Below are 25,156 nucleotides of genomic sequence, written 5' to 3' on the forward strand. Positions count from 1 at the left end.
GAAGGCTGACGTGTTGTAGATTTCTGTAATGTTTACGTGAGACTTACAGAATGCAATACTGCCTATATCTACTTTGGAGTTAAACTTCTTGCGCGCAAGAGTTAAGAATGAAAAGTGCGCAGGCAATCTCTGCCTGCGCACTGGTGGATAGAAGGTTTACAGTCTACCCGTGAAGGTTTTAACGGCGTTGCCCCGGCTTAGCTCATGGTGCTGTTGCCATTGGTCTTTGGCAGTCTGCGCGGCCTGCTGTAATTGCCAGAGGTGTAACTTCTCCTGCAAACGTTCCCGGGCTTCGGCCTTGTTCTGGTGTTGTGACCGTCTTTCTGAGGCCACCACCATCACGCCAGAGGGAATGTGCCGGGCCCGCACCGCCGACTCTGTTTTATTTACGTGCTGTCCGCCGGGGCCAGAGGCCCGCATGCTCTCATACGCTATATCCTGCTCCCGCCACTGGAATTGACCAGCCACTTCTACTGCCTGAACACCTACAAACCAGTTTTTACGTTTGTGGTACTTCCGGAAGGGGCTGGGGGCAATCCATTGAATGGTGCCTTGCCAATTCTTTAAAAATGCCGCCGTTCCCTTACCCTTTACTAAAACCAACGCTGATAGAAACGTGTGCGGCAAGTGACTGGGCACGGTTTCAATGACCTTGGTTTCTAACTTGTGGGCACGGGCGTCTTGTAGAAGTTCGTCCAGCACCCGGGCTACTACACGGGCACACTCCTCAGGCCCTCGGCCCGATGTGAGTTGAATTAGTTGTTCCTGCATAGGTCTGGCTATTCTTTGTGCATGCGTACTACCTTGGGCAGAAACCTGCCTTGAATGTCTACCAGTTGGTGCTGAGCCTGCATGACCGTTTCAATGTCTTTGTAGGCCAGCGTATGCTCTTCTGTGGATCCGCCAATCAAGGTCACGCCCGCTCCCGAAAGCCGCTTCTTTAAATCAGACATGGTAAAGCTTTCCTTGGCGCGGCCCCTTGACAACCTGCGGCCTGCCCCATGAGAGGCTGAATACAAGGCATCTGCCACCCCTTTTCCGGTTACCAGATAACCGGCGGTGGTCATGCTACCCGGAATAATGCCCAGCTCACCCGCATGGGCGGGCGTGGCTCCTTTTCTATGAATCACCACCTCCTGCCCATTGGGTAAACAGTCTTTCCAGGCGAAATTGTGGTGATTCTCTACATGGGCCACTGGTTTCACTCCAAGGGCTTTGGCCAGGTTCAGGTGAATACGGTCGTGGCAGGCTTGCGCGTACAGGCCGGCCAGTTGCATGCTCAGCCAGTATTCCTGTCCGGCCTCGCTGTCCAGAGAGAGCCACGCCAAGGACTTCGCCTCGCGGGGCAGTTTGCACCGGTCCATGGCCAGTTGCGTGTAGTGTTTGGCTACAGCGGCTCCTAGTCCCCTTGATCCTGAATGCGACAACAGCGCCAGATACGTACCAGCGGGTAATCCCAGAGAATTGTATTCCAGTAAATCCAGCGCTCCGAATTCTACGAAATGGTTGCCCGTACCTGAGGAACCCAGCTGTTTCACAGCCTTGCCATGCAGTTTTCTAAGCAGCTCTGTACCTTGGAACATAGGATCATCCAGCACTTCATGCTCCTGGTTTAACTCCAGTCCTCCCTCAATCCCGAAATGGGTGAATTCCTTCAGGGCTTTCTTGAGTTGGAAGGTATGCGTGTCAAGAAATTTGCCCGGCACCTCAAAGATGGACAAAGCCATTCGGCAGCCTATGTCCAGACCCACGGCGTAAGGAATAACCGCATTGTCTGCGGCCAACACGCCACCAATGGGTAGGCCAAACCCTGCGTGGGCGTCTGGCATGAGGGCACCTTGTACCGCAATAGGTAGGCGCATGGCCAATTCCATTTGCTTTTTGGCGCTCACCTCTATCTGCTGGGCACCATAAATTTTCACCGGGCCGCTTTCTTCCTTTAACTCATACACCTGAAAAGATGACGCAGTAACTGGAGGCGCCAGTTTTAAGGCCAACGGTGCCAGGGTTTGGTGTTGCAAATAATGCTCTGGCTGCTGTAACACGTCGTGCAACAGTTCCAGCACTTCTTCTTTGGGTACGTGTTTGAAATGACGCGCCGCCAGGTTCATGGCCAGGCCGCGGGCCACGTCAGAGCGATACCCTATTTTACTTAAGTCTTTCGACTTGATTGATTGTTTGCCCATGGGCTATATTCTATTCTTTTGTTCATGAAACTATGTGAAGAGGCAGCTCCCAAAGAGCTACCCCAAAAAGACTGGCTTCTTTCTGAAATATTGCCAGATGACTGTAGGCTGAAGACCAACATATGCTTAGAAATTTAAAGGTGTAACAAGAGTCTGGGCTGGCTTTGTAAAAAAAGCTAGGCAAGCCGATTTTGGCTTATTTTGCCAGAAATAGGTCAAAAACGCGGGTAGCAGAAGACGTAACAAACGTCTCAGCTGTTGGAAGAAAATAACGGTGTAGTGGAGAAGGATTCTACAGATGCAAGTGAAAACCCGAGAGGAGCTTTATGGCGTTGCACAGAAGAATCTGCCCATAGCGTGCGCATGGCACGTCAAAGGAATGCTTTGCTTAAGAGAACAAATAACGAACCTACAAGGGAGGAACAACCTGGCCGCTAGACCAAGGTGCAACTACTTAGCTACCTAAAAAGAATAGGAGGTTGTCTTTGCTGTGCTTAAGCAAAAAGCAGAATGGGCGATATGTTGTGAACCTCTAGCATGGGTTGGATCTCCTGCGTTAAAATGAAACATGAGGAGCAATAGATGGGGCAAAGCTATAGGCTTTTTCTGGACTTGGCAAGAAAATGTTACAACTCAGCGGGAAATAATTAAAACGAATAAGGCTTGATATTTTTTAAGCCGTTTTAGATGGAGCTACATAAAGAACCCGTTTTTGGGCTGTTTTCCAGAAAACAGCCCAAAAACGGGTTCGCAAAAATCTTGTGTCTTACGTCTAATATCTAGCGTCCTAGTTAAAATGGTACAGGAAGGTAATAACACCCGTAAAGGCGGGTTTTTTGCTGTCTTCAATCTCCATGGTTACTTCTAAACGGGCTTTGATGACGCCGCGCAGGTTCACGGCAGAAAGCAACTTCACGCGCAGACGCACGGCACTGTCTACCAATACGGCCTGGTTAAACCGAAGGCTTTCAATTTCATAGTTCACCTGCATCTTCAGGTTCTGTATCTCAATGATCTGCCCCCACAGGTACGGCAACAAAGAGACAGTCAGGTAGCCGTGCGCGATGGTGCTTTTGAACGGCGACTCGGTTTGGGCGCGCTCGGCGTCCAGGTGAATCCATTGGTAATCTAAGGTAGCCTCGGCAAATTTCTGGATCTGCTCCTGCGTGATGGTATGGTACTCAGAGACGCCTATTTCCTGGCCTTCGTACTGCTGTAATTTCTCAAAGCTGTCAATGGTAAGTTTGCTCATGTGGTAAAGGTTTCTCCTGTTAGAAAGGAGGCTTGGTTTGTGGTTGTTTGGTATTGGGCTGCCTTTAAATATGGAACGTAGGCGGACGTCGTTTTTGGCCTGTTCTCCAGAAATCGGCCCGAAAACGGAGGCTAATAAGCGTTCCGTCCTCGGGCCGAAAGTAAGAAGATTAATTCACTTCCAGAATCTTAAAGAGTTCGTCCAGCTTTGGCGTGAGGATAATCTCAGTACGGCGGTTTTTCTGGCGGGCGTCTGCGGTTTTGGCGGCGTCTAGCGGCACGTTGCTGGCGCGGCCAGATGGCGTAATTTTAGTACCCTCTAAACCAGCGGTGGTCAAGATGCGGGTAATCTCAGTGGCACGCAGTACGCTCAGATCCCAGTTGTCCTGCATACCCACGGTGCCTTTAGAAACGGGCACATCGTCTGTATGGCCTTCTACTACCACGTTCACGTCGTTCTGGTCTTTTAGAGCGGCAGCCAGTTTGCGCAGGGCATCCTGGCCTTTGGCGTCTACTTTTGTGCTACCAGATTTGAACAAGAGTTGCTCAGAAAGCGATACGTAGACTTTGCCGTTCTGCACGTTCACCGTCAAATCTTTGCTGTTAAAGCCCAGCAAGGCGTTGCTCACTTTGGTTTTAAGAGCGTTCACCGCTTTGTCTTTCTCAGAGAGAATGCGCTCCAGTTCGTTCAGGCGCTCTTCGCGTGATTTCAAGTCCGTACTGAGTTGGTCCACTTGTGAGCGGTTTTTAGCCAGGGCGTCGTTTAGTTTCTTCAGTTCCTCTTCGCGGCGGTTTAGGTCTTTAGAAAGCTTGGAGGACTCCAGCGCGCTGTTGGCCATGAGCTTGTCATGGTTCTTCATGAGCTTGTCATAGCTGTTGCTCATATCTGCGTACAGGGCCTGGGTTTTGCGCAGAACGTTGCCTAGTTGGGTGGTGTCTGAGGCCAGTTGCTGGCGATAGTTGGTGAGGTCTGCTACCTGCTTGTTCAAGTCTGAGCGCTCAGTGGTAATGGTGGCCAGAGAGGTTTCGCAGTCGGCTTTCTCGCGTTCCAGGTTTACTTTCTGGGCCAGCAGGGCGTTATATTTTTTGGTGGTGGTGCAGGAACCCAACAGGCACGTACCTAACAGGGCTACACCGGCATAGCGTAGTAGAGGCTTTTTAATCATGACAAAGTACTAAAAATTGAAAAGGGTTAGGGCAGAATTACAAAGATAAAAACCTTGGGCGCGTGACCAAGTCTAAATTCGTTTTCGGGCTGTTTTCTCAGAAACAGGCCAAAAACGGAACAGCCGTGACCTGTAGGCCGCGGCTGTTCCTGGCCGATTAGGATAACCGGCATATGTTGTTTTAAGCAGCCTTAGTCGTTTTGCAACAGGTTCAGGATTTTCTCAAAGTTAGGGGCCAGGATGATCTCTGTGCGGCGGTTGCTTTGACGAGCCTCTGGGGTGCGGGTCATGGCTAATGGCGTATACTGTCCGCGGCCGGCCGGCACAATCATCTGCGGGGCCACACCGTTGTTAATCAAGAGACGCGTCACCTCCGTGGCACGCAGTACGCTCAAGTCCCAGTTGTCTTTGTAGGTGACGTTGGCAGAGGCCACGGCTACGTCATCGGTGTGGCCTTCCACTACTATCTCGGTGTCACGCTGGCCTTTGATGGCGTTAGCCAGTTTGCCCAGGGCGTTTTGTCCGTTGGGGTTCACCTTGGTGCTACCGGTGGCAAACAACAATTTCTCAGGCATGGTCACGTACACCTTGCCGTCCCGCACGTTCACGGTCAAGCCCTGCTCTTTAAAGCCAGACAATGCTTCATTGACAGAGGCGCGAAGCTCATTTAGTATCTTTTCTTTTTGGGCAATCTGCTGTTGGTATTGAGCCAGCTTGGCGTCGCGGTCACGTACGCTGGCATTGGCTTCTTCCAGACTACGCTGCGCAGCGGCTTTCTCTTGCTCAAGCGCGTTTTTACTTGCTTCCAGTTCTTTATATTTCTTGGTAGAAACGCAAGAACCCAGTGAGGCGACAGCCAATAAAACAGCGAGGGAAGAGGCGGCGAAACGTGTTCTTTTCATAGGGTTAAGTTTAGTGATGGATGATGAAAGTATTATTGGTGGGCTATACGCAAGAAGGTGTCTCTGGTATAAAACCACTCCTTAGGTAACGCCCCAGCTAAATTCTTCATTGCCTTGTACGGTCTAAATTATGTGAAGTAGAGGTGTAAGTGGTTTTAAATCAATTGGATGGGTGATGAATAAAAATCCAGGAGTTGCATTTCAACTGAATGGCAAAGATTGTCGTAAGATTTTCTTGCTATCCTTATCCAAGGCAGACTAGGATTTTTGATAGTGCCTTTCATTTGGTTTAATGACGTGAATCTATGAGCGTACAAACGGTTACTTCTCTCTTAGGCGCAGACGCCGAAACTTTATTAAACTACCAGGCCACCGCCATCCCGAAGGAGATGCTTCACCTGCCGGGGCCAGACTTTATTGAGCGGGTATTTGTCAACTCCAACCGCTCGCCGCAGGTGTTGCGCAATTTGGGGCAGCTTTTTAACCACGGGCGCCTGGCGGGTAGCGGCTACGTCTCCATTCTGCCCGTAGACCAGGGGATTGAGCATACCGCCGGAGCTTCGTTCGCGCCCAATCCCATTTACTTTGACCCAGAGAACATCATTAGACTGGCCATAGAAGGCGGATGCAATGCCGTGGCTACTACGTTTGGCAATTTGGCCATGCTCAGCAGAAAGTACGCGCATAAGATTCCGTTTGTGGTTAAGATCAATCATAATGAGCTGCTCACCTATCCTAATAAGTTTGACCAGATCATGTTTGGGTCTGTAGAGGAGGCCTGGAACCTGGGTGCGGCGGCGGTGGGCGCTACCATCTACTTCGGGTCTGAGGAGTCCAGTAGACAGATTATTGAGGTAGCCGAGGCCTTTGAGCAGGCGCACCAACTGGGCATGGCCACCATTCTCTGGTGCTACGCCCGCAACAACGCCTTCAAGAAAGACGGTACAGATTACCACGTCTCTGCAGATATTACGGGCCAGGCCAACCATCTGGGCGTCACCCTCCAGGCAGACATCATCAAGCAGAAGCTACCAGAAAACAACGGCGGGTTTATGGCCATCAACTTTGCCAAGAGCCACGCCAAAATGTACTCAGACCTCACCACAGACCATCCCATTGACCTGGCGCGCTACCAGGTGGCCAACTGCTACATGGGTCGGGCGGGTTTGATCAACTCGGGTGGCGAGTCTAAAGGCGAATCTGACCTGGCAGACGCGGTGCGCACAGCCGTCATCAACAAGCGCGCCGGCGGCATGGGATTGATCTCGGGCAGAAAAGCGTTCCAGAAAGACATGAAAGCGGGCGTGGCCTTGTTGAATGCCATCCAAGACGTATATCTGGCACAGGACATCAGCATTGCCTAACGTTTAATCATTTACAAATAAAAGGTAGCGTGTATTCTATCGCATCAGAGTAGGGCGCTACCGTTTCTTTTTTATCTTTGCAAGCTTTAGAAATTCCAAGGGCATGTTAATTCATGCTCTTTTGAATATAGGCCCAAAGCTTCACTGTTGAAAAGAACCTTACAAATACACTATGTCTTGGTTTAGAAGAGTAGAAAAAGGCATCGTTACCCCAACGGAGCAAAAGAAGGAAACCCCAGACGGGTTGTGGCACAAGTGCCCTGAGTGCAAGGCGGTTGCCAGCAAGGCAGAGCATAGACAAAACCTCTATACCTGCCCTAAGTGTGACCACCATGACCGTGTCAACTCACAAGAGTATTTTGAGATCCTGTTTGATGACAACGCGTTCACAGAGCTGGATGAGAACATGAGCTCAGGAGACCCTTTGCACTTTGTGGACACCAAGCCGTATCCAGATCGCATCAAGGCCACCCAGCGCAAGACCAACCTAAAGGACGCCGTGCGCACCGCCCATGGCAAGGCCAACGGCCTGGACCTGGTAGTGGCCTGTATGGACTTCAACTTTATTGGGGGCTCCATGGGCTCTGTGGTAGGGGAGAAAATCTCCAGAGCCATAGACTACAGCCGCCAGCACAACATCCCGTTCATGATGATCTCCAAGTCTGGCGGCGCGCGTATGATGGAGGCTGGTTTCTCCCTCATGCAAATGGCCAAGACGTCTGCCAAGCTAGCCCTTCTGTCTGAAGCCAAGATCCCGTACATCTCTTTATTGACAGACCCAACCACCGGTGGTGTGACGGCCTCTTATGCCATGCTGGGCGACTTTAACATCTCTGAGCCGGGTGCGTTGATTGGCTTTGCCGGACCACGCGTGATCAAAGAGACAATTGGCAAGGACCTGCCCAAAGGCTTCCAAAGCGCTGAGTTTGTCCTGGAGCACGGCTTCCTTGATTTCATTGTGCACCGCAAGCAACTAAAAGACCGCGTGGCACAGCTTATTGCCATGTTGGCACCTGCAGACAAGGCGGTAAAGGAAAAATCTACCAAGAAATCTGCCTCTAAATAAGCTCATATTCAAATACAAAAGCACCGGGGCCCGTTTAATACCATTAGACGGGCCCCGGTGCTTTTGTATTTTACTAAATTTGGCACGATTATTACATTAGGTAATATAGTTTTGAGACTATACTGAACATTTTAACCGGAAATGAGTATGTATGTCCGATGCTAAAGACCTTAATAAATCTCTACATCATTCATTAAAAAGAAAAACACTATGAAACTCTTGAAAGGAACATTCACCGCCATGTTAGCAGGAAGCTTACTGTTTGCTTCTTGTAAGTCAAGCGAAACCGCTAGCACCACTGGTACTACGCAAAATAAAGGAATGAGCAAGACCGCTAAAGGCGGTATCATTGGTGCCGGTTCTGGTGCCGTAATTGGTGGTATCATTGGTAAGGCCACTGGTAACACGGCTCGTGGAGCCATCATTGGAGCCGCCGCAGGTGGAGCCACCGGTGCGATCATTGGTCGTAGAATGGACAAGCAGGCAGAGGAGTTGGAGCGTGAAATGAAAAACGCCCAGGTAGAACGTGTAGGCGAGGGTATCAAAGTAACTTTTGACGCTGGTCTGTTGTTTGCCACTAACTCTGCTGAGTTGCAGGCTTCTTCTAGAGCTGACATCGCTAAATTGGCTGAGACGCTTAAGAAATACCCAGGAACCAACGTATTGGTAGAAGGACACGCTGACAACACTGGTAACGACGCTATCAACCAACCGCTTTCTGAGCGCAGAGCGCAGGCCGTGGCCAACTATGCTACTTCTTTGGGCGTAGAGTCTAGCCGCATCCAGACGCGTGGTTATGGTTCAACCCAGCCAATCGCGGACAACTCTACGGCTGCTGGCCGTCAGCAGAACCGTCGTGTAGAGGTGGCCATCTTCGCTAGTGAAGAATTGAAGAAAGCCGCTGAGCGTGGTGAAGTGAAATACTAAGCACCCGTTGCTTTTAACAGCTAAGAAGGCTGGCCTGCAAAGGCCAGCCTTCTTTTTTTGCGCCCGGTACAATCCAACCTCTTGGGCAAGGACCCGTTTAAGCGGTAGTGACTAATTGTACAAAACTATGAAACTAAACATAAAGCCAGTTGGCATCCTCTTGTTGGCGCTTACCCTGGGCGCCTGTGAGAAAGTGAAGAATGAAGAAGCCCGCGCCGACCTGCCCCAGACTACGGTAGAAGACACCTTGGTCTTTACGCCAGACAGCGCAGACATTGACACCACGGGCGTGGCCTACACCGGTGATGACAGCACCTACAACAGGTATGCCTCTGAGTGGCCAGATGAGGACATGGCCTACACCCCCAGGTCAGAGAGAACCAGCAGCGGTTCCCAAACCGTTAGAACTACTGCTTCGGCCTCTGGCAACGCGGCAGGTGCCGCTACTGAGGTAGAAACAAGAACAAATACCAACACCAGCTCAACGGTGAAAACCGAAACGAAAACCCCCACGCCCGCAAGGCGTACCGTTTCTACGGTGTATCGTAAACCCACCAAGGCTGCTTTGCAACGGTCTTTGGCCAATGATGCCCGCCGGTCCAGCCAGATGAGTCTAGAGGAATTGCGCCGTTACTGGACTTCGCGCCAGTATTACTACAAGCGGGCTTCTAAAGAAGTGAAATACGTGGCCGGCAAGGTGAAAATCAACATCAACCAGGAAGAGACCAAGATTGAAACCCCGCTGGGCAAAGTGAAGATGGAGCCCGGCGACGTGAAAGTGAAGCCGAACTAATCTGTTAGAGAACAGAAAAGTAATTCCCGTTTTTGGGCTGTTTTGCAGAAAACAGCCCAAAAACGGGAATTACTTTTTAGCGGAGAACCTATTGGCTAAGAAGACGGTGCCCATGGTGAGCATGGCGCCAAACATGGCAATGGCAATGTCTTTCTGGGCATCCCAGATGTCGCCTTGCGTTCCCAGATAGGCCATGCCCTGCGCCGGGAAGAAGATATCGGCTACGGCCCACTCAATCAATTCATAGAAAGCGCCCAGGCTGATGGTGAGTTCAATGGGCAACAGCAAGGCAAACAGTAACCGCATGTTGGTGAGGCGTCTAAAGGCCTCATATAGGGGGTAGGCCAGCAAGAACCCAAACCCGAAGTGCACCAACCGGTCATAGTGGTTTCTGGCCAGGTCCAATTCGTCTTTCACCCAATACCCAAACGGGTTTTCTGAGTAGGTATACTGGCTGCCGTACACGTGCAGCATCATAAACAGAAACATGCAGGTGTAGCTGGCATCAGAAAACTTAAAGTGCTTGTAAAACGCCACCAGCAGGATGATGGCCGTGAACGTGAGCGTATTCTCCAGCCACCAGTTGTTTAAGTCTGGCGTGTTAAAGCCGGTGTAGGCCCAGTAGCCCAGAAAAATAAGTACATAGGCAATAAGTAATGGATTCTTCCTGAAATGCTGGCGCTCAGGGTCAAGGGCAAACGTAAAAGCCATACGGGATCTAATGAACAAAGCGCAAGATAGCGGTTCTGCCTAAGATTTAATCTAAAACCCTAGCCGCTGCTTGCGCTCTCTTCTTTCTAAAATTTTGATGGGGGAGGGGCCTTGTCTTGCAGATTCGTTTTTGGCTTGTTTTACAGGAAACAGGCCAAAAACGAAAGCTGTGTCAAAGACTCAGCTGCTTTTGTAGGGAGTCGCTGGTAATCATCATGTTGGGCTGATGGTACACCAGCGGGAAGGGATTGTCTTCAGGGTTTTGGGTAGGGTCGCAATGGTAGCCATACAGGTTATAGTCGCCTACCAGGGGTATCAGCTTTTTATAATAGGTGTGGGCCGTGTTCTGTTCATTGAACGTGATGTCATGGTAGATGCAGGTGGGGCGCGGCGGCAGGCTCCTGATGTGGGCGAACAAGGCTTCGGGCTGGCCCAAATCTCCTGAGAAGACCACGCGGTTGCCTTCGTCCTCAAAGATATAGGCATAGGACTGGTAGTTCTCGGCGTGCTGGCCAAAGGTGTCTACTGCGGTAATGCCCGGCATCTCAGACAAAGGGAGGAACTCGGCGTACTCTTCTGGCTTCTGCAGCTGCAACCGCAAGAACTCATACAGCTCACTCCTGAAGTCATCATCTGGGTATAAAATAATGGGCCGGCAGTTCTTGTTGAAGAAGTGGCAGTGCAACAGCACGTTGGCCAGGCTGCCGGTATGGTCATTGTGCAGGTGGGTGAGCAGGATATATTCTATGGTGCGCGTGAGCTGGTGCTGGCGCAGCGCCGGGTACACGGTAAAGCCGCAGTCCAGCAGAATGCTTTTCTCTTTGAAAGAGACCATGGCCGCCGAATTGCCGTAGTCGGTGTCAAAGGCTCCTCCGGTTCCTAAAAATCTGAATTTCATAGCGTTATGGATGTTGTGAGTCTGTCAGGTTTTGTACGTAAACTTTCCCTTGGGAGGCGCGTTTCAATGACAAACCTTTCTGATTGTATGTCGTCACTGGCCCACACCCTTTCGCCCAAAGACAAAGCCTGGCAGGTACACCTACGGTTAAACGACGTGTTTGGACTTCTGCCCACCTACCCCCGGCGGGACCCCATGCGCGAACTCATCTCTACCATGCTCTCGCATAGGACCACGCACGCCAATGAAGAAAAGGCCTATTCCCAGATGCTGGAGCGGTTCCCCACGTGGCAAGAGGTGATGGACGCCCCCGTAGAAGAACTGGCAGACGCGCTGTCTCCGGCCGAGTTCCCCGGCGCCAAGGCGGTGAACATCCAGAAGACCCTGCGCATCATTCAGCAGACGCATCCAGACTTTAACCTGGCTTTTCTGGAGCAGATGGATGTGGCGCCTGCCATGGACTGGCTCATGGCGCTGCCCGGCGTAGGCCTGAAGACGGCCACCTTGGTCTTGCTGTTCAACTTTCATAAGCCGGTGTTGCCCGTAGACACGCACGTGCACCGCATTAGTCAGCGGGTGGGTTTGATTGGCGCCAAAGTCACCCATGACAAAGCGCACGCCATCTTGTTAGAGATGTTTCCCCCAGACGCTCAGGTGCTGTATAACTTTCACCGGCACATGCTCAAGCACGGCCAAAAGGTCTGCACCTTCAGGAACCCCAGATGCGGGTCTTGTGACCTGCAGAACCTGTGTAACTATTATGAAGAAGTGCGCAGCAAGGGCATTGACGTGTAAAACCGTTTTTGGGCTGTTTTCTTAAAAATAAGCTGAAAATGGTTATGATTGTTGGCGATACTAAAGCTGTTATTAAACGCAATTCTCCCCTTGAGGGGAGCGTAGAGGGGTGTTTACACAAGTTGAGCATACCTCTCGCCGTCGTTGGTGTTATCACCAACAACCATGACTGCTGTCCAAGCCGCTACCTCCCAATTCCTCTTACTAAGCTTTTCCTTCAATTACTTTCTGCCCGGGTTTGTCACTTTTCTCCTTGATGAGAAAAGTAACCAAAAGAATCAAGAGCCCCCGAACTCGCTGACCGCTCAGACAGGGCGGGGGCTCAGAGAGGTGCACCTGGCTGGCGTGATTCGTTTCATGGTGAACTTACGCCAATGCCATATGAGAAGTCACTGCTATCTCCCTCGGGCAAAGAGACTTAAATTGACCAGTCTCTTTTCCCTCGGTCAAGGGCTGGCGGACTGCTGTTGGAGCGGTTGCAATGTTTACATGCGCTGGCGCGGGGGGTGGAGATTTGGAATGATTCATTTTTGCCTGTTTTCTGGGAAGCGGGCTGAAAACGGAACAGCGCAGTCCCTTCTCCCTGAGGGAGAAGGTTAGGATGAGGGGGTTGGCGTTGCAGAACCTTTTTTGCAGAAGTTGTAAAGACAACGGATTGCCTTGTCTCTCCCTCATTCCAGATAAAACTCTTCTCCACTGAGAGCGTTTTCGGCAACGGCCGGTTTTGGGCTGTTTTGTGAAAAAGAGGCCAAAAACGGAGTTTGCTTGCATTTTAAAACATAAAGCCCCATTTAGAGGTTGCACGCGTAAAATCACTGTATTTGCCATTATCTGCCATGAGACCCTTCTTCGTCCTGTTTTCGTTTGTCTTTATCTTGAATTTTTATCAGGCGCAAGCCCAAAGCGTGGGAAGGATTACGGGCGTAGTGCGGGACAGGAATACGCAGGAACCCATCATCGGTGCCACGGTAAGTTTAGAGGGAACCACCCTAGGTGTCTCCACCGATGCCCAGGGCCGTTACAGACTGGAAAGCGTGCCCACGGGCAGTTACAACCTCAAGGCCACCTATTTAGGCTATGAACCCATTACGCGTTATAATGTGCCAGTGACTTCGGGCAACGCCTTGACGCTTAACTTAGACCTGGCTCCCAGCCAGACCCAATTGCAAGCGGTAGAAATAGCCATGGACCGGTCCATTAGGGTGGCTATGGCAGAGACGCCATTATCCGTGCAGAGTTTGAGCAGTGAAGAGATTAAGAGCAACCCGGGTGGGAATTTCGATATATCCAGGGTGATACAGACTTTGCCAGGAGTGGCCGGAGCGGGGAGCACGGGCGCCGGTTTCAGAAATGACATTGTGATCAGGGGCGGCGGACCCGGTGAGAACGTCTTTTTTCTAGATGGCATTGAGATACCGGTCATCAACCACTTTTCTACGCAGGGGAGTAGCGGCGGTCCGCAGGGCATCTTGAACGTGTCCTTTATTGAGGACGTGACCCTGAGCACCAGCGCCTTTGACGCCAGGTATGACAACGCCCTATCCAGCGTGTTCCAGTTTAAACAACGCGACGGCAACCCAGACCGCCTGCAAGGCAACGTGCGCCTAAGCGCGACGGAGCTGGCGGGTACCCTAGAAGGTCCGCTGGCGCCTAGGACTACTTTTTTGGCATCGGCCAGACGGTCTTATTTGCAGTTGCTGTTCAAGGCCATTGACTTACCCATCCGGCCCAACTATTGGGATTTTCAGTACAAGGTCACGCATCAGTTGAACGCCAAAACCACCATCACGGCATTGGGCATTGGCGCTATTGACGAGTTCAGTTTTGCCGTGCCTAAAAAATCATCGCCTGAGAATGAGTACATCATCAGGTCTAACCCGCTCATTAATCAATGGAATTACACGACAGGGATTAGCTTGAAGCGCTCTTTAGAGAACGGCTTTGTGCAGGTGTCTTTGAGCAGGAACGTCTTTGAAAACGACTTAGACCGTTTTGAGGACGCACAGTACGGCGATGAATCCAGAAGAGTGCTCAAGGCGCGGTCCCAGGAAAGAGAGAATAAGCTGAGACTAGACGTGAACCAGTTTGTGGGTGGCTGGAAGTTCTCCTACGGCGCTATTGGGCAGTACGTGGGCTATGACAACAACTTCTTCAGCCAGCTACGGCAGGAGGTGCGAGACCAAAACGGAAACGTAGTGCAGCCAAGGGTAGTCCTGGATTTTGACACCAATTTAAATTTCTTCCGCTACGGCCTGTATGGGCAAACGTCCAAGAGCTTTCTGCAAGATAAACTGAGCCTTTCTTTGGGCCTGCGCACGGATATGAACTCGTTCACTACGGATGGCAACAACCCGCTGGAAACGCTGTCGCCCCGCTTGTCTGCGTCTTACTCTTTAACGGAGCGCTGGAAACTGAATGGTTCTGTGGGTACTTATTACCGTCTACCCATCTACACAGTGCTGGGCTATAAAGATGCCTCTGGCGCGTACGTGAACCAAGATAGTGACTACATCCAATCTACGCATTACGTGGCAGGAGTGGAGTTTTTGCCTACCATTGCCAACCGCCTCACCGTGGAGGGCTTTTACAAGCGCTACGGTAACTACCCGGTTTCTTTGCGCGATGGCGTTTCTCTGGCCAACCAAGGCATTGAGTTTGGCGCGATTGGCAACGAGGCCGTAGCTAGCGTGGGCAAAGGACGCGCATATGGCGCCGAGTTTTTCTTCCAGCAGAAGCTAACGCGGGGTTTGTACGGCTCTGTTTCGTATACGCTGGTGCGCAGTGAGTTCACGGGCCTGGACAACGAAAACTACATCGCCTCGGCGTGGGACAACCGTCACCTAGTATCCGCGTTGCTGGGCTGGCAGTTTGGCAAGAACTGGGAACTGGGCGGCAAGTACCGTTTTGCCGGCGGCTCGCCCTACACGCCGTTTGACTTGGAAGCCTCGCAACAAAACTACGCTTCCCTAGGCACCGGCCTGCTGGACTATGACCGCCTGAACACGCAGCGCCTGCGCTCGTTCCAACAGTTGGACGTGCGCCTGGACAAAAAGTGGAACTACAAACGCACTACCTTGTCTGTGTACATAGACATCCAAAACATCTTCCGGTTCAAAGGCCCATCTTTACCGCAATACACCTTCCAGCGCAACGCAGACAACACCGGCTTTGCCACCACAGACGGACAGAGCTTACAAGCCAACGGCTCCAATGCCATTCCCTTGATTCTGGATGAGGATGACGTGACGTTCTTGCCTAGCTTCGGGTTTGTGTTTGAGTTTTAAACCTCACCCCAATCCCTCTCCCGTGAAGAGGGGCTTTTTTGTAATGCGTTTTTGGGCTGGTTTTGGGTAATGAGCCCAAAAACGGGATAGTTACTAGTAGGAGCCTTCACAACCGAGGGTTTTTAATCGATTGATATTTTTTTCTGATATTTTTATCCACTAGTGTAAACACCCCCCTTCGCCCCCCTCAAGGGGGGAGTCTGAGCTTAGTATCAGCCTTTGCTACCCGCACCCTGATCCAGTCTTTCCGTCGAGTCGCCTAAGCAGGTTGCCGCCTCTGACTTATCAGCAGTTACTACAGAGCAGGAACCGGTCAAATACCCCATGAAGCAGCCACGCAGAAGAGGCAAGCTGGTACAGCGCGAGGCGGGAAGACGGGGCCCCGCGGCCGCGAGCGCTTGGCAGTAGAAATGAAACAAAGCAGCATAAGGGCACCGGATGAAGCGGCCTTGCTCAAGATTAGCTAACTGCGTGCACGGCAGATGGGAATGGAAAGTAAAAGCGGTTGGTAGGAGCACCAACAACCCAGGAAATCGGATAAAATAGGTCATCCCCTTACCCCTTTCAAAGGGGGACAAAGAAGATTAAACCTCAGTCTGGGTTGTTTGTGAGAATACGCAATAAAAGCGAAAACCAATGCAAGTCTGAAGACTTATCCCGAGTCTGAAGACTCGAATCATCCCATGTCACGAGTCTGAAGACTCTTGCCAGAATTCTGGCAATAAACAATCAACCATCAAACCCGTTTTCCACCTCTTTTCCAGAAAACAACCCAAAAAGAGAGCAACAACAAAAACGACACTCACCGCTTATCTCCTTTAATCCGTATGCAATGCGTACCTTGCACAAGCCAAGGCATCAGTAGAACCAACTTAAATGCGCTTAATCCATCATCCCGTTCTGGCCAATTACTACGTGACGTACCGGTGCAACGCCAAGTGCTCCTTCTGTGACATTTGGGAAAAACCCTCGCCGTACATTGAACTGGAGGACGTGAAGCAGAACCTGCGGGACCTGCGCCGGCTGGGCGTGAACGTGGTGGACTTTACCGGCGGTGAGCCCTTGTTGCATCGGCAGATAGACCAGTTTTTGGGCACGGCCCAGGAGATGGGTTTTATTACCACCCTCACCACCAACGGCATGCTCTACCCCAAATGGGCCGAGCGCCTGAAAGGCAAGGTGGACATGCTGCACTTCTCCCTGGACTCCGCAGACAAAACCGAACACGACACCGGAAGAGGCGTGGCTTGTTTTGATTTCGTGCTAGAGTCTATCCAAATTGCCAAACGCCTGGGCGAACGGCCAGATATTCTGTTCACGGTCTTCAAACATAACCTGGACCAGATGGAGCGGGTGTACAATGAGATTTGCCTGCCCAATAAATTGATGTTGCTCTTGAACCCGGCCTTTGAATACAACCAAGTAGAAACCGGCGACCAACTTTCCGAGGAGGAGCTGGATTACCTGGTCAAGTTCAGCAAGCAGAAATGGGTGTACCTGAACGAAGCTTTCGTCAAGTTGCGCAAAGACGGCGGCAACCATGTGGACAAACCGGTTTGCAAAGCGGCCAGCACTACTTTGGTGATTTCGCCGGAGAATGAACTAGTCTTGCCGTGTTACCATCTGGGTGCGAAAACCTTTCCCATCCAAGGGCAGCTGTATGACCTGTACAAGTCCCAAGAGGTAAAGGAACTGATTGCCTTGGAAGGCCGACTGCCCGCCTGCGAAGGCTGTACCATCAACTGCTACATGCAACCCAGCTTTGCCGTGGAGCTGAACAGCTACTGGTGGAAGGCCCTGCCCAGCACCCTCAAGTACAACCTCCGCAAGGGCACCTGGAAGAAAATGCTGTCTTAGCACGGGCCATTAAATACGCATAGGCACAGAGGTTGAACTACCAACTAGTAAGTATTTAACGGTATCTGTTTTGCCATAGGGGATAAGTTTCCTTTCTTTGTCTATCTCATATAAGGTCAACCGTTTTGGCGGCATCTGGCTTTGTATTCCTTGCTTTTCTTTCAAGCAACTCCTTTTTCGTTTTTGCCCTGTTTTCTGGAAAATAACCCAGAAACGTGCAATCTGCTCGTTAAAATCTTTCCAACCAGGCAAGGACAGGCTGTGCTGTGGCCTTCCTGCAAAAAGATGTGTAAGAAATCCAGGCTTTGCGCTACTAATGAACGAGCCGTTCATTTTTGGTTTTTGAAGGGATGGCACTACGGTTGGTTTGGAGAGAAAGAATTGCCCTAAAAGATAGTACCCTTTACTTTGGCACGCTTATATGACCCAGCATTACATGCGCTTCCCCTATTTAGCTTCCCTCATTGCCTGCTTGTTAGCTTTTCTTCCGCTGCTGGCAACCGCCCAAACCACGCCAGACTCCCTGATCACAGCGCGTTATGACCAGGCGCCGCTGCAGACTATCCTAAACGACCTGGAGAAGAAATCACCGGTGCGGTTTTATTACCAGAGCCAATGGCTGTCAGACATAAAGGTAACGGCTAGTTTTGACCGTACGCCTCTGCCAGAGGTGCTGCGCAAATCTTTAGAAGGTACTACGCTGGAGTTCATCCAATACCATCCATACGCCGTTGTCATCAAGCCTGCTGGGTTTGTGCAGCCGGTCTTGGCCACCAAAGACAGCCAGGGAAGACCCTTGAACAGGGTGCAGATTGGAAGTCCGCAGAACGCCTCCAGGGCCGCCAAGGTCACGTTGCGGGGCCGCTTAGTAAACGCTAAAACCAACGAAGGCGTGGCCGGAGCCACCGTGGCTGTGGAGGCCATGAAAGCCGGTGCCATGTCTGATGCTGAGGGGAATTATGAGATCAGTCTGCCGGTAGGAGAGCACTTGGTGTCTTACCGCGTGGTAGGCTTAATGTCTGAAGAGCGCATTGTGGCCCTGTACAACTCTGGCAAAGTAGACGTAACCCTGTATGAAAACGCCGTGGCCTTGCGCGAGGTACAAATCAACTCAGAGCGCCTCACCGACCAGAACGTGAACAGCATTGAGATGGGCGTGAACAAACTGGACATGGGCGTGGTGCGCAAGATGCCTTCCTTCATGGGCGAGGCAGACGTGGTGAAGGCCGTGATGTTGTTGCCGGGCGTGAGCTCCGTAGGTGAAGGCTCTGGCGGCTTTAACGTGCGTGGCGGAAGTACAGACCAGAACCTGGTCTTGATGGGCGGCGTGCCCGTGTATAATCCCAGCCACTTGTTCGGGTTCTTCTCGGTGTTCAACCCAGACGCGGTGCAGGACGTGACCTTGTACAGAGGTGGTATTCCTGCGCAGTTTGGCGGTAGGCTATCCTCCGTGTTAGATGTAAAACAGAAAGAAGGCAACAAGAATAAACTTACCGGCAAAGGTGCTTTAGGCCCTGTAACCAGCAGATTGGTGCTGGAAGGACCTTTAGGCGCTGATAAGAAGACCACGTTTTTAGTAGCCGGCCGCGTGTCTTACCTGGACTGGTTTTTAAAGCGTCTCAAAGACGAGGAGCTGCGCCGTAGCAGCGCCTCTTTCTATGACATCACCGCGCAGGTAAACCACCAGTTCGGGGAGAAGGACAAGCTAGCCATTGGCGGGTATTTCAGTAAGGATGCCTTCGGGTTTACCGAGGACAGTTTGTACAACTGGCAGAACATTGGCGCGTCCATCAAGCACACGCATACCTTTAGTGAGAAACTGGTAGGCACTTTGAGTGGCGTGGTGAGCAAATACAGTTTTGAGTCTAAAGATGAGTTAGAAGCAAGGGCATCGTCCTTTAAAAACGGCATCTGGTCTGTTGAAGTAAAACCAGAGTTGACCTATTACGCCGGCAGGCATGTGATTACGGCTGGTTTTCAGGGGACGCGCTATGAGTTTCAGCCGGGCATATTGACGGCTACCTCAGAGGAGTCTTCCGTGAATGGGTCGGCGTTGCCGTACCAGCAGTCCCTGGAAGGGGCCGTGTACCTGAGCGATGAATTCACCATCACCCCGCGGTTAAGTTTGATAGCAGGTCTACGGTTCTCTACGTTCTGGAACGTGGGCCCCGGCCAGGTGTACGTGTACGCCCCCGGTGAACCCAAAAGAATCAGAACCATCACAGACACCTTGCACTATGAGGCAGGCCAGACCATTGCCAAGTATTCGGGCCCTGAGCCACGGGTGTCTTTAAAGTTCAACATCACGGAGAACAGCTCTATTAAAGCCGGTTATCAGCGCATGCGCCAATACATTCATTTGGTGTCTAGCACGGTGGGCATCTCGCCTATTGACTTCTGGCAGACCAGCAACACCTATATTAAACCACAGGTGGGTGACCAGTACTCTTTGGGCTACTTCCATAATCTGCTGGACAACGCCCTAGAATTCTCTGTGGAAGGCTACTACAAGGACATCCAGAACATGCTGGACTACAAAGAAGGCGCTGATCTGTGGCTGAACCCGGCCGTAGAGGCAGATTTGTTGGCGGGTAAAGGCAGAACCTATGGCGCCGAGGTCTTGCTGTCTAAAAAAAGTGGCAAGGTGACCGGCTGGACCAGTTATACCTATGCCCGTTCCTTGATTCAAGTGGCCTCAGACAATCCAGAAGAAGAAATTAACCGGGGCGAGTGGTACTCCAGCAACCATGACAAGCCGCACACCTTTAACCTGGTGACGGCCTGGCAGATGAACCGCAGGGTGGCATTGACTTCTAATTTTACCTATAGCACCGGCCGCCCTACAACCGCGCCCATTGGGCATTACCTCAATGAGGGCAGAATCATCCCTATTTATGGCCCTCGCAACCAGGCTCGCATTCCAGACTACCACCGCCTGGATTTGTCCTTGACCATTGAGACCAACCACAAGAAAGACAAAAAGTGGGAAGGCCGCTGGAACCTGTCTGTGAACAACGTGTACGGCCGCAAGAATGCTTATTCAGTCTTCTATAAACATGAGCGGTATTCTGTACCTAAGCCGTACAAACTGTCTGTGGTGGGTATTCCGTTGCCTTCCATCTCTTATGAATTCAAGTTTTAACATTAGCATGACACAGAAAATGAAATCATTGTGCCGTTGGTTTTTGCTGGCCTTGCCTTTGTTGCTGGCCGGTTGCGTGGAGCCGGTAGACTTAAAGATGCCAGATGATGAGAAGGTCATGACCATCTCTGGCATGATCACCACAGACCCGGGGCCTTACTACGTGTATGTGAACATGAGTTCACCGTACGGGGGCAACCTGTCTATTGTTGACCCTGCGGTGCATGACGCCGTGGTGAGAATAGAAGATGAGACAGGAAAGGTAGAGCAACTGGCGCAGTACCAGCGTGGCGTGTACAGAAGCAGGGCAGATGCGTTGGGTGTGAAAGGCCGCGTGGGGGGTACCTATACGCTGACGGTGCGCCTGAAAGATGGCCGCATCTATCAATCCAAGGCAGAGACCATGCCCGCCGTGCCCGCCATTGATGATGTGAAAAGCACTTATGTGCAGCGCACCATTTTAAAAGGTGAGAATGAGCTGCCAGACAATCGGTTTGAATTGACTTTGCAGATGAAAGACCCAGCGGGCGAACGCAACTTCTACCGTTGGGATTGGACCGGAGTGTATGAAGTGGCTACCCAGCCCTGGGAGTACACAGAAAAAGACCTGAGAACCGGCAGATTGGTGTCAAGGCCTAAATCTTGCTGCACTACCTGCTGGGTGAAGGACTCCATCAATCCCATCTCTGTGGTAGATGACCGTCTGTTCAACGGCAATCTGGTAACGGGACAGCAGGTGGCCACCATTCCGGTAAACGCCCAGACGCTCAGCATCAGGTACCGGGTAGAAGTACGGCAGTATTCCTTGTCAGAGACGGCATACGATTACTGGCGCGTCATGGCCATGCAGACGTCTAAGACCGGTTCTGTTCTGGATCCGCCGCCGGCCAATGCCAAGGGCAACCTGTACAACGTCAATGACCCCAACGAAATGGTGATTGGGTATTTTGGCGCCTCTGCCATTAGTAGGAAGATCATCAACCTAAGCCGCACCGATGTGCCCAATCCGCCGCCTTTGTTTGACTATGATGATGATTGCAGAGTCATCAACAACAGCACCACCCTTAGACCATCTTTCTGGTAATTACTTCTACATTCAAGTTCTCCATGAACCGTTTCCCCTTTAAAAAATTACCCCAGGTAAGTGTGGCGCTGTTGCTATTGCCTATGCTGGCGTTTACTCCCTGGCCAAACCAGCAATGGGACCAGTGGCTACAGCCGTTGCAAGGCTGGACCATGCAAAACACGGCGTCTTCTCCGCTACAGGTGCATCTGTCTCAACCGTTCTATGCCAGCGGAGACACCGTGCGCTTTGCCGCATACGTCACCGCAGACGCACTTGCCCAGCCCGAAGGAGAAACCTCATTGGTGCAGGTAGAAGTGCGGGGACTAAAACCAGAGCACAGCCGCAGTTACCAGTTTGCCTTAAAGGAGGGAGTTGCCCAGGGAGCCATCCCGTTGGCAGACTCTTTGCCCGCCGGCGAATATGAGATGGTGACCTACGCCGCTAGTGCACCCAGAAACCAAACCAGTACCGTCTTGCGCATCTTAGGACCCGTGCAACTAGAAATGGCCGATGCCCAGACCTTAGGCCTCTCCACCTTGCAGGTGCAAGCCTACCCAGAGGGAGGAAGTCTTGTAGCCGGGGCTGAAGGGCTAGTAGCCGTGCAGGTTACCGGAAGTGCCTTTTTAGAGATGAATGGCAAAGTGCTGGACGGCGCCAACAAAACCGTGGCCACTTTTAAAACGGATGCCATGGGCAAAGCGCTGGTGAAACTAACGCCAGCCACGGCCCAGACCCACAAGGTGCAGGTGATAGATGCCCAAGGCAGAACCACCACCACCGTTATGCCTGTGATAGCCTCTGGCATTGCCTTGCAAGTAAATCCTGTCTCACCTACACAGGTGCGCGTACGGGTGCAGCCTAACCTTGAATGGACCAAAGTAGCCGGGTCAAAAGAAGTGCTGGTGTCTTTCATGACAGCGGGGGCACCAGTCCAATCTCAGAAGATCAGCCTGACTACCAATACCCCGCAAGAGATTACCTTTCAAAACAGCGCGTTGGGGCAAACTGGACAAGTAGTGGTACTAAACAGCGCCGGAAAAGTAGAAGCCAGCAGAACCCTTTACTTGCCAACCACTGCCTCCACTTTAGTCGCCCTGAAAACCGACCGCCAGCGCTACGGCAGACGCGAGAAAGTTACCGTTACCTTCACTGGTCCTGCCAGCGCTACTTTGTCCATGGCCGTGCAAAACCAGAACTACGCTTCTACACCCGAAGCCATGGAGTGGGAAATGCGCAAGCTACCCGTTTCCTTTAAGTTACAAGAACAAGTGACAGCACAAATGCCAGTGCCTACAGATACCGCACAAGAAACTATTGGCGCAAAAAGAGGAGTGGTGGTAGATGCTTCGGGTAAGCCCTTGCCCGGGGCCACTATCATGTTCATGGGCGAGGAAGAAGCCGGCACCATCATTCTCAATGCCCAGCAAGACGGCAGTTTTGTGCTAAGTGACCCCAACTTTACCGCCACCAGCCGGTTGATCTATGACGTGTTGCAGTTGGGTAAACGCGTAGACCGGGCCCGCGTGCAATGGCAGGCGGCAAGCGTACAGAAAGTGTCCAGATTCAAGGCGCCTTTAGTACATACGCATCAAGAGAAGCTGTATCTGCAACAAGCCGCCCAGCGCAAGTTATTGAGCAGGGCCTTTACGTCCTTACGTCCTGCCCCGGCCAACACCAGCAGTTTGCCCTCTCCTTTAGACCCAGAGAGCATAGGCGCGCCAGACAGAGCCTTTGACCTGACCAAGTACGTAGCCTTTAAAAACGTAGAGGAAGTCATCAAAGAAGTCCTGCCCATCACCAGCATCGTGAACACGCCCCAAGGCCGCGAGCCCAGAATCTTCTCTCTGGATTTGAACACCACCTTTAAAGAACATCCTTTGTTCATTGTAAACGGCTACCCTACGTTTAACACCCAATGGGTGCTGCAACTGCCCGGCGACCAGCTAGAGAAAATAGGATTGTATTACTCCACCGCCCGGCTAAGAAGAATAGGGCAGATGGCGCGCAACGGGGTTATCTCCATTACTACCCTTAACAAAGAGTTGCATCCAGACACTTTCAAGGATGACCGCACTTTCTCATGGGATGGTGTAGCACCCGTTCTGGCCTTTAAAGCCCCAGCCTATGAGGTCAGTGCGCAGGAGCGTGTCCCAGACTTTAGGTCTTTGATGTACTGGAGCCCTTCTGTAAAACTGGATGCCAAAGGACAGGCCACCGTCAGTTTCTATACATCAGATGACGTGGGGCCGTTTGTCATCACCGTAAAAGGCAGGAACGCCGCCGGGCAGTTAGTCAGCCAGACGCACACGTTTCACGTGGCTGCCGCTTTGTAATAAAAAAAGCCTGTCCTTCTGGAGAGGCTTTTTTTATTTTAGCTTTGTTAAAACTCATTTTGCCATGTCTGTTATCTTACCCGTTAAAGGAATCATGCCCACCTGGGGCGAAGCCTGTTTTATTGCCCCCAACGCCACCATTGTAGGCGACGTCCAGTTAGGCGACCAATGCACTGTCTGGTTCAACGCTGTGATTAGGGGAGACGTGCACCGCATAAGAATTGGTAACAAGACCAACATCCAGGACGGGGCCGTCATCCACTGCACCTACCAGAAAGCGCCCACTACCATTGGCAGCAACGTGAGCATAGGCCACAACGCGCTGGTGCACGGCTGTACGGTAGAGGATAACGTGCTCATTGGCATGGGTTCTATTGTCATGGACAACGCCGTGGTACAGCAGCACTGCATCATAGCCGCCGGGGCCGTGGTCCTGGAAAACACCATCTGCGAAAGCGGCCACATCTACGCCGGCGTTCCCGCCAAAAAAGTGAAAGCCCTAAGCCCAGACCAAATCGCCGCCATGGCCAAAACCGCCGATAATTATGTGCTGTACGCCAGCTGGTTTCAGGAAGGAGAGCAGAACTAGCTCACACCATAGAGATACCTTATCCTACCTAAATGAGAACGCTATTCGCCCTTCCTTTGCTACTTGTCTCCCTGGTCAGCTACAGCCAGAAAGTACCAGAAATGCAACCCGCGCTAGGTCATCTGGTGGAAAAGAGCACGGCGGGCGAGGCTGAGTTTATAAGAAAGCAGAGGACGTGTGAAGAGCTTTGGCGTAAAACTTCTTACCAAGGCGGGCATGAGAAACTGTCTGTCAATGAGAAGAAGGTGCTGGCCACCTGTGATGAAGAATTTGAAAGCTATTGGGACATTTTAGGAGTAGGCTGTAGCTGGTACTGCGGCGGCGGACAAGATACAACCACTGCTACCTCGGTCTTGAAGCCTGTGAATGGGACTAACTATTCAGCTTCTAATGCCCATGACTTAAGTTACAAGACGGCTTGGATAGAAGGAGCGGAAGGCTACGGCATAGGCGAAAAACTCACCTACCATTTTCCGGCAGATAATCCTAGAATCACCAAGGTCATAGTAGTAAATGGCTACGTAAAAAGTGATCAGGCCTGGAAAGATAATACCAGGGTTAAGAAGTTGATGATGTACTTGAACGGAAAACCCTTCAGAGTATTAAACCTCCAAGACACTAAAAAAAAACAGTCCTTCTCCTTTTCTCCGCTGGGGAATGATAACACGCAGGCCAAAAGCCTCTCAAAGAAACATACACCATGGACGCTTACCTTCGAGATTCTGGAGGTGTACCCCGGCGCCGAATACAAAGACACTGCCATCACAGAAATTTATTTTGACGGCATAGACGTCCATTAATAAACAGGGCATCAGTTGCCAGTGAT

General features: G+C 51.5%; 20 protein-coding genes. 12 read left to right on the forward strand and 8 right to left on the reverse strand.

Annotated elements, in window-relative coordinates; genetic code table 11:
* Positions 1 to 156: 156 nt before the first annotated feature.
* The 5 genes from prfH to ABD880_RS17220 form a co-directional block, all read right to left on the reverse strand.
* Complete coding sequence (gene prfH / locus ABD880_RS17200; protein ID WP_345168888.1) at positions 157 to 771, reverse strand: peptide chain release factor H; 615 nt, start codon at positions 769 to 771, stop codon at positions 157 to 159.
* Positions 772 to 779: 8 nt separating this feature from the next.
* Complete coding sequence (locus ABD880_RS17205) at positions 780 to 2,186, reverse strand: RtcB family protein (RefSeq protein ID WP_345168891.1); 1,407 nt, start codon at positions 2,184 to 2,186, stop codon at positions 780 to 782.
* Positions 2,187 to 2,973: 787 nt separating this feature from the next.
* Positions 2,974 to 3,438 (reverse strand): MaoC family dehydratase, encoded by a 465-nt coding sequence (locus ABD880_RS17210; RefSeq protein WP_345168894.1) that lies wholly within the window; start codon positions 3,436 to 3,438, stop codon positions 2,974 to 2,976.
* 169 nt (positions 3,439 to 3,607) lie between these two features.
* Positions 3,608 to 4,603 carry an OmpA family protein gene (locus ABD880_RS17215; protein WP_345168897.1) on the reverse strand — a complete coding sequence of 332 codons (996 nt, stop codon included), beginning with the start codon at positions 4,601 to 4,603 and terminating at the stop codon, positions 3,608 to 3,610.
* Positions 4,604 to 4,794: 191 nt separating this feature from the next.
* Positions 4,795 to 5,505 (reverse strand): OmpA/MotB family protein, encoded by a 711-nt coding sequence (locus ABD880_RS17220; RefSeq protein ID WP_345168899.1) that lies wholly within the window; start codon positions 5,503 to 5,505, stop codon positions 4,795 to 4,797.
* A 305-nt stretch (positions 5,506 to 5,810) separates the two neighbouring features.
* Here ABD880_RS17220 and ABD880_RS17225 point away from each other — a divergent pair, with 305 nt between their 5' ends.
* From ABD880_RS17225 to ABD880_RS17240, 4 genes are all read left to right on the forward strand, one after another.
* Entirely contained in the window at positions 5,811 to 6,869 is a 1,059-nt protein-coding gene (locus ABD880_RS17225; protein WP_345168902.1) for a class I fructose-bisphosphate aldolase, read from the forward strand.
* A gap of 172 nt (positions 6,870 to 7,041) precedes the next feature.
* Positions 7,042 to 7,935, forward strand: a complete 894-nt coding sequence (gene accD, locus ABD880_RS17230; protein WP_345168906.1) for an acetyl-CoA carboxylase, carboxyltransferase subunit beta — start codon at positions 7,042 to 7,044, stop codon at positions 7,933 to 7,935.
* A 210-nt stretch (positions 7,936 to 8,145) separates the two neighbouring features.
* On the forward strand, positions 8,146 to 8,862 hold the full coding sequence (locus ABD880_RS17235; RefSeq protein WP_345168909.1) for a YiaD family glycine zipper/OmpA-like lipoprotein: 717 nt from the start codon (positions 8,146 to 8,148) through the stop codon (positions 8,860 to 8,862).
* Between the two features lie 127 nt (positions 8,863 to 8,989).
* A complete protein-coding gene (locus ABD880_RS17240; protein WP_345168915.1) occupies positions 8,990 to 9,655 on the forward strand; it encodes a hypothetical protein in 666 nt (221 codons plus the stop codon).
* A 69-nt stretch (positions 9,656 to 9,724) separates the two neighbouring features.
* On the opposite strand, the gene ABD880_RS17245 is transcribed toward ABD880_RS17240, so the two are convergent.
* Positions 9,725 to 10,366 carry a DUF2238 domain-containing protein gene (locus ABD880_RS17245; protein WP_345168922.1) on the reverse strand — a complete coding sequence of 214 codons (642 nt, stop codon included), beginning with the start codon at positions 10,364 to 10,366 and terminating at the stop codon, positions 9,725 to 9,727.
* Positions 10,367 to 10,538: 172 nt separating this feature from the next.
* Positions 10,539 to 11,264 (reverse strand): MBL fold metallo-hydrolase, encoded by a 726-nt coding sequence (locus ABD880_RS17250; RefSeq protein WP_345168924.1) that lies wholly within the window; start codon positions 11,262 to 11,264, stop codon positions 10,539 to 10,541.
* Positions 11,265 to 11,351: 87 nt separating this feature from the next.
* Here ABD880_RS17250 and ABD880_RS17255 point away from each other — a divergent pair, with 87 nt between their 5' ends.
* The 3 genes from ABD880_RS17255 to ABD880_RS17265 all read left to right on the forward strand — a co-directional run bounded on the left by ABD880_RS17255 (position 11,352) and on the right by ABD880_RS17265 (position 17,200).
* A complete protein-coding gene (locus ABD880_RS17255) occupies positions 11,352 to 12,059 on the forward strand; it encodes an endonuclease III domain-containing protein (RefSeq protein WP_345168927.1) in 708 nt (235 codons plus the stop codon).
* A gap of 836 nt (positions 12,060 to 12,895) precedes the next feature.
* Positions 12,896 to 15,343 carry a TonB-dependent receptor gene (locus ABD880_RS17260; protein ID WP_345168930.1) on the forward strand — a complete coding sequence of 816 codons (2,448 nt, stop codon included), beginning with the start codon at positions 12,896 to 12,898 and terminating at the stop codon, positions 15,341 to 15,343.
* Positions 15,344 to 16,219: 876 nt separating this feature from the next.
* On the forward strand, positions 16,220 to 17,200 hold the full coding sequence (locus ABD880_RS17265; protein ID WP_345168934.1) for a radical SAM protein: 981 nt from the start codon (positions 16,220 to 16,222) through the stop codon (positions 17,198 to 17,200).
* A gap of 9 nt (positions 17,201 to 17,209) precedes the next feature.
* Here ABD880_RS17265 and ABD880_RS17270 read toward each other — a convergent pair whose 3' ends face one another.
* On the reverse strand, positions 17,210 to 17,533 hold the full coding sequence (locus ABD880_RS17270) for a hypothetical protein (protein WP_345168936.1): 324 nt from the start codon (positions 17,531 to 17,533) through the stop codon (positions 17,210 to 17,212).
* Positions 17,534 to 17,621: 88 nt separating this feature from the next.
* Between ABD880_RS17270 and ABD880_RS17275 the strand changes: the two genes are divergently transcribed.
* From ABD880_RS17275 to ABD880_RS17295, 5 genes are all read left to right on the forward strand, one after another.
* Positions 17,622 to 20,342, forward strand: coding sequence for a TonB-dependent receptor domain-containing protein (locus tag ABD880_RS17275; protein ID WP_345168939.1), 2,721 nt, complete (start codon positions 17,622 to 17,624; stop codon positions 20,340 to 20,342).
* A 7-nt stretch (positions 20,343 to 20,349) separates the two neighbouring features.
* Positions 20,350 to 21,426, forward strand: a complete 1,077-nt coding sequence (locus ABD880_RS17280) for a DUF4249 domain-containing protein (protein ID WP_345168942.1) — start codon at positions 20,350 to 20,352, stop codon at positions 21,424 to 21,426.
* 23 nt (positions 21,427 to 21,449) lie between these two features.
* On the forward strand, positions 21,450 to 23,741 hold the full coding sequence (locus tag ABD880_RS17285; RefSeq protein ID WP_345168945.1) for a hypothetical protein: 2,292 nt from the start codon (positions 21,450 to 21,452) through the stop codon (positions 23,739 to 23,741).
* 64 nt (positions 23,742 to 23,805) lie between these two features.
* Positions 23,806 to 24,330: a gamma carbonic anhydrase family protein gene (locus ABD880_RS17290; RefSeq protein WP_345168950.1), complete on the forward strand. Its 525-nt coding sequence runs from the start codon at positions 23,806 to 23,808 to the stop codon at positions 24,328 to 24,330.
* Between the two features lie 32 nt (positions 24,331 to 24,362).
* Complete coding sequence (locus ABD880_RS17295; protein WP_345168952.1) at positions 24,363 to 25,130, forward strand: NADase-type glycan-binding domain-containing protein; 768 nt, start codon at positions 24,363 to 24,365, stop codon at positions 25,128 to 25,130.
* Positions 25,131 to 25,156: the final 26 nt, after the last annotated feature.

It is taken from the genome of Nibribacter koreensis, from assembly GCF_039541795.1.
GTDB classification, from domain to species: Bacteria; Bacteroidota; Bacteroidia; order Cytophagales; family Hymenobacteraceae; genus Nibribacter; species Nibribacter koreensis.

Bases quoted from the DNA above. Each gene is read 5' to 3' on its own strand.
- ABD880_RS17245 (WP_345168922.1), bottom strand. From the start codon at position 10,366: ATGGCTTTTACGTTTGCCCTTGACCCTGAGCGCCAGCATTTCAGGAAG.
- ABD880_RS17275 (WP_345168939.1), top strand. From the start codon at position 17,622: ATGACCCAGCATTACATGCGCTTCCCCTATTTAGCTTCCCTCATTGCC.
- ABD880_RS17280 (WP_345168942.1), top strand. From the start codon at position 20,350: ATGACACAGAAAATGAAATCATTGTGCCGTTGGTTTTTGCTGGCCTTG.
- ABD880_RS17295 (WP_345168952.1), top strand. From the start codon at position 24,363: ATGAGAACGCTATTCGCCCTTCCTTTGCTACTTGTCTCCCTGGTCAGC.
- ABD880_RS17260 (WP_345168930.1), top strand. From the start codon at position 12,896: ATGAGACCCTTCTTCGTCCTGTTTTCGTTTGTCTTTATCTTGAATTTT.
- ABD880_RS17225 (WP_345168902.1), top strand. From the start codon at position 5,811: ATGAGCGTACAAACGGTTACTTCTCTCTTAGGCGCAGACGCCGAAACT.
- ABD880_RS17235 (WP_345168909.1), top strand. From the start codon at position 8,146: ATGAAACTCTTGAAAGGAACATTCACCGCCATGTTAGCAGGAAGCTTA.
- ABD880_RS17285 (WP_345168945.1), top strand. From the start codon at position 21,450: ATGAACCGTTTCCCCTTTAAAAAATTACCCCAGGTAAGTGTGGCGCTG.
- ABD880_RS17270 (WP_345168936.1), bottom strand. From the start codon at position 17,533: ATGAACGGCTCGTTCATTAGTAGCGCAAAGCCTGGATTTCTTACACAT.
- prfH (WP_345168888.1), bottom strand. From the start codon at position 771: ATGCAGGAACAACTAATTCAACTCACATCGGGCCGAGGGCCTGAGGAG.
- ABD880_RS17210 (WP_345168894.1), bottom strand. From the start codon at position 3,438: ATGAGCAAACTTACCATTGACAGCTTTGAGAAATTACAGCAGTACGAA.
- ABD880_RS17215 (WP_345168897.1), bottom strand. From the start codon at position 4,603: ATGATTAAAAAGCCTCTACTACGCTATGCCGGTGTAGCCCTGTTAGGT.
- ABD880_RS17220 (WP_345168899.1), bottom strand. From the start codon at position 5,505: ATGAAAAGAACACGTTTCGCCGCCTCTTCCCTCGCTGTTTTATTGGCT.
- ABD880_RS17290 (WP_345168950.1), top strand. From the start codon at position 23,806: ATGTCTGTTATCTTACCCGTTAAAGGAATCATGCCCACCTGGGGCGAA.
- accD (WP_345168906.1), top strand. From the start codon at position 7,042: ATGTCTTGGTTTAGAAGAGTAGAAAAAGGCATCGTTACCCCAACGGAG.
- ABD880_RS17205 (WP_345168891.1), bottom strand. From the start codon at position 2,186: ATGGGCAAACAATCAATCAAGTCGAAAGACTTAAGTAAAATAGGGTAT.
- ABD880_RS17255 (WP_345168927.1), top strand. From the start codon at position 11,352: ATGTCGTCACTGGCCCACACCCTTTCGCCCAAAGACAAAGCCTGGCAG.
- ABD880_RS17250 (WP_345168924.1), bottom strand. From the start codon at position 11,264: ATGAAATTCAGATTTTTAGGAACCGGAGGAGCCTTTGACACCGACTAC.
- ABD880_RS17265 (WP_345168934.1), top strand. From the start codon at position 16,220: ATGCGCTTAATCCATCATCCCGTTCTGGCCAATTACTACGTGACGTAC.
- ABD880_RS17240 (WP_345168915.1), top strand. From the start codon at position 8,990: ATGAAACTAAACATAAAGCCAGTTGGCATCCTCTTGTTGGCGCTTACC.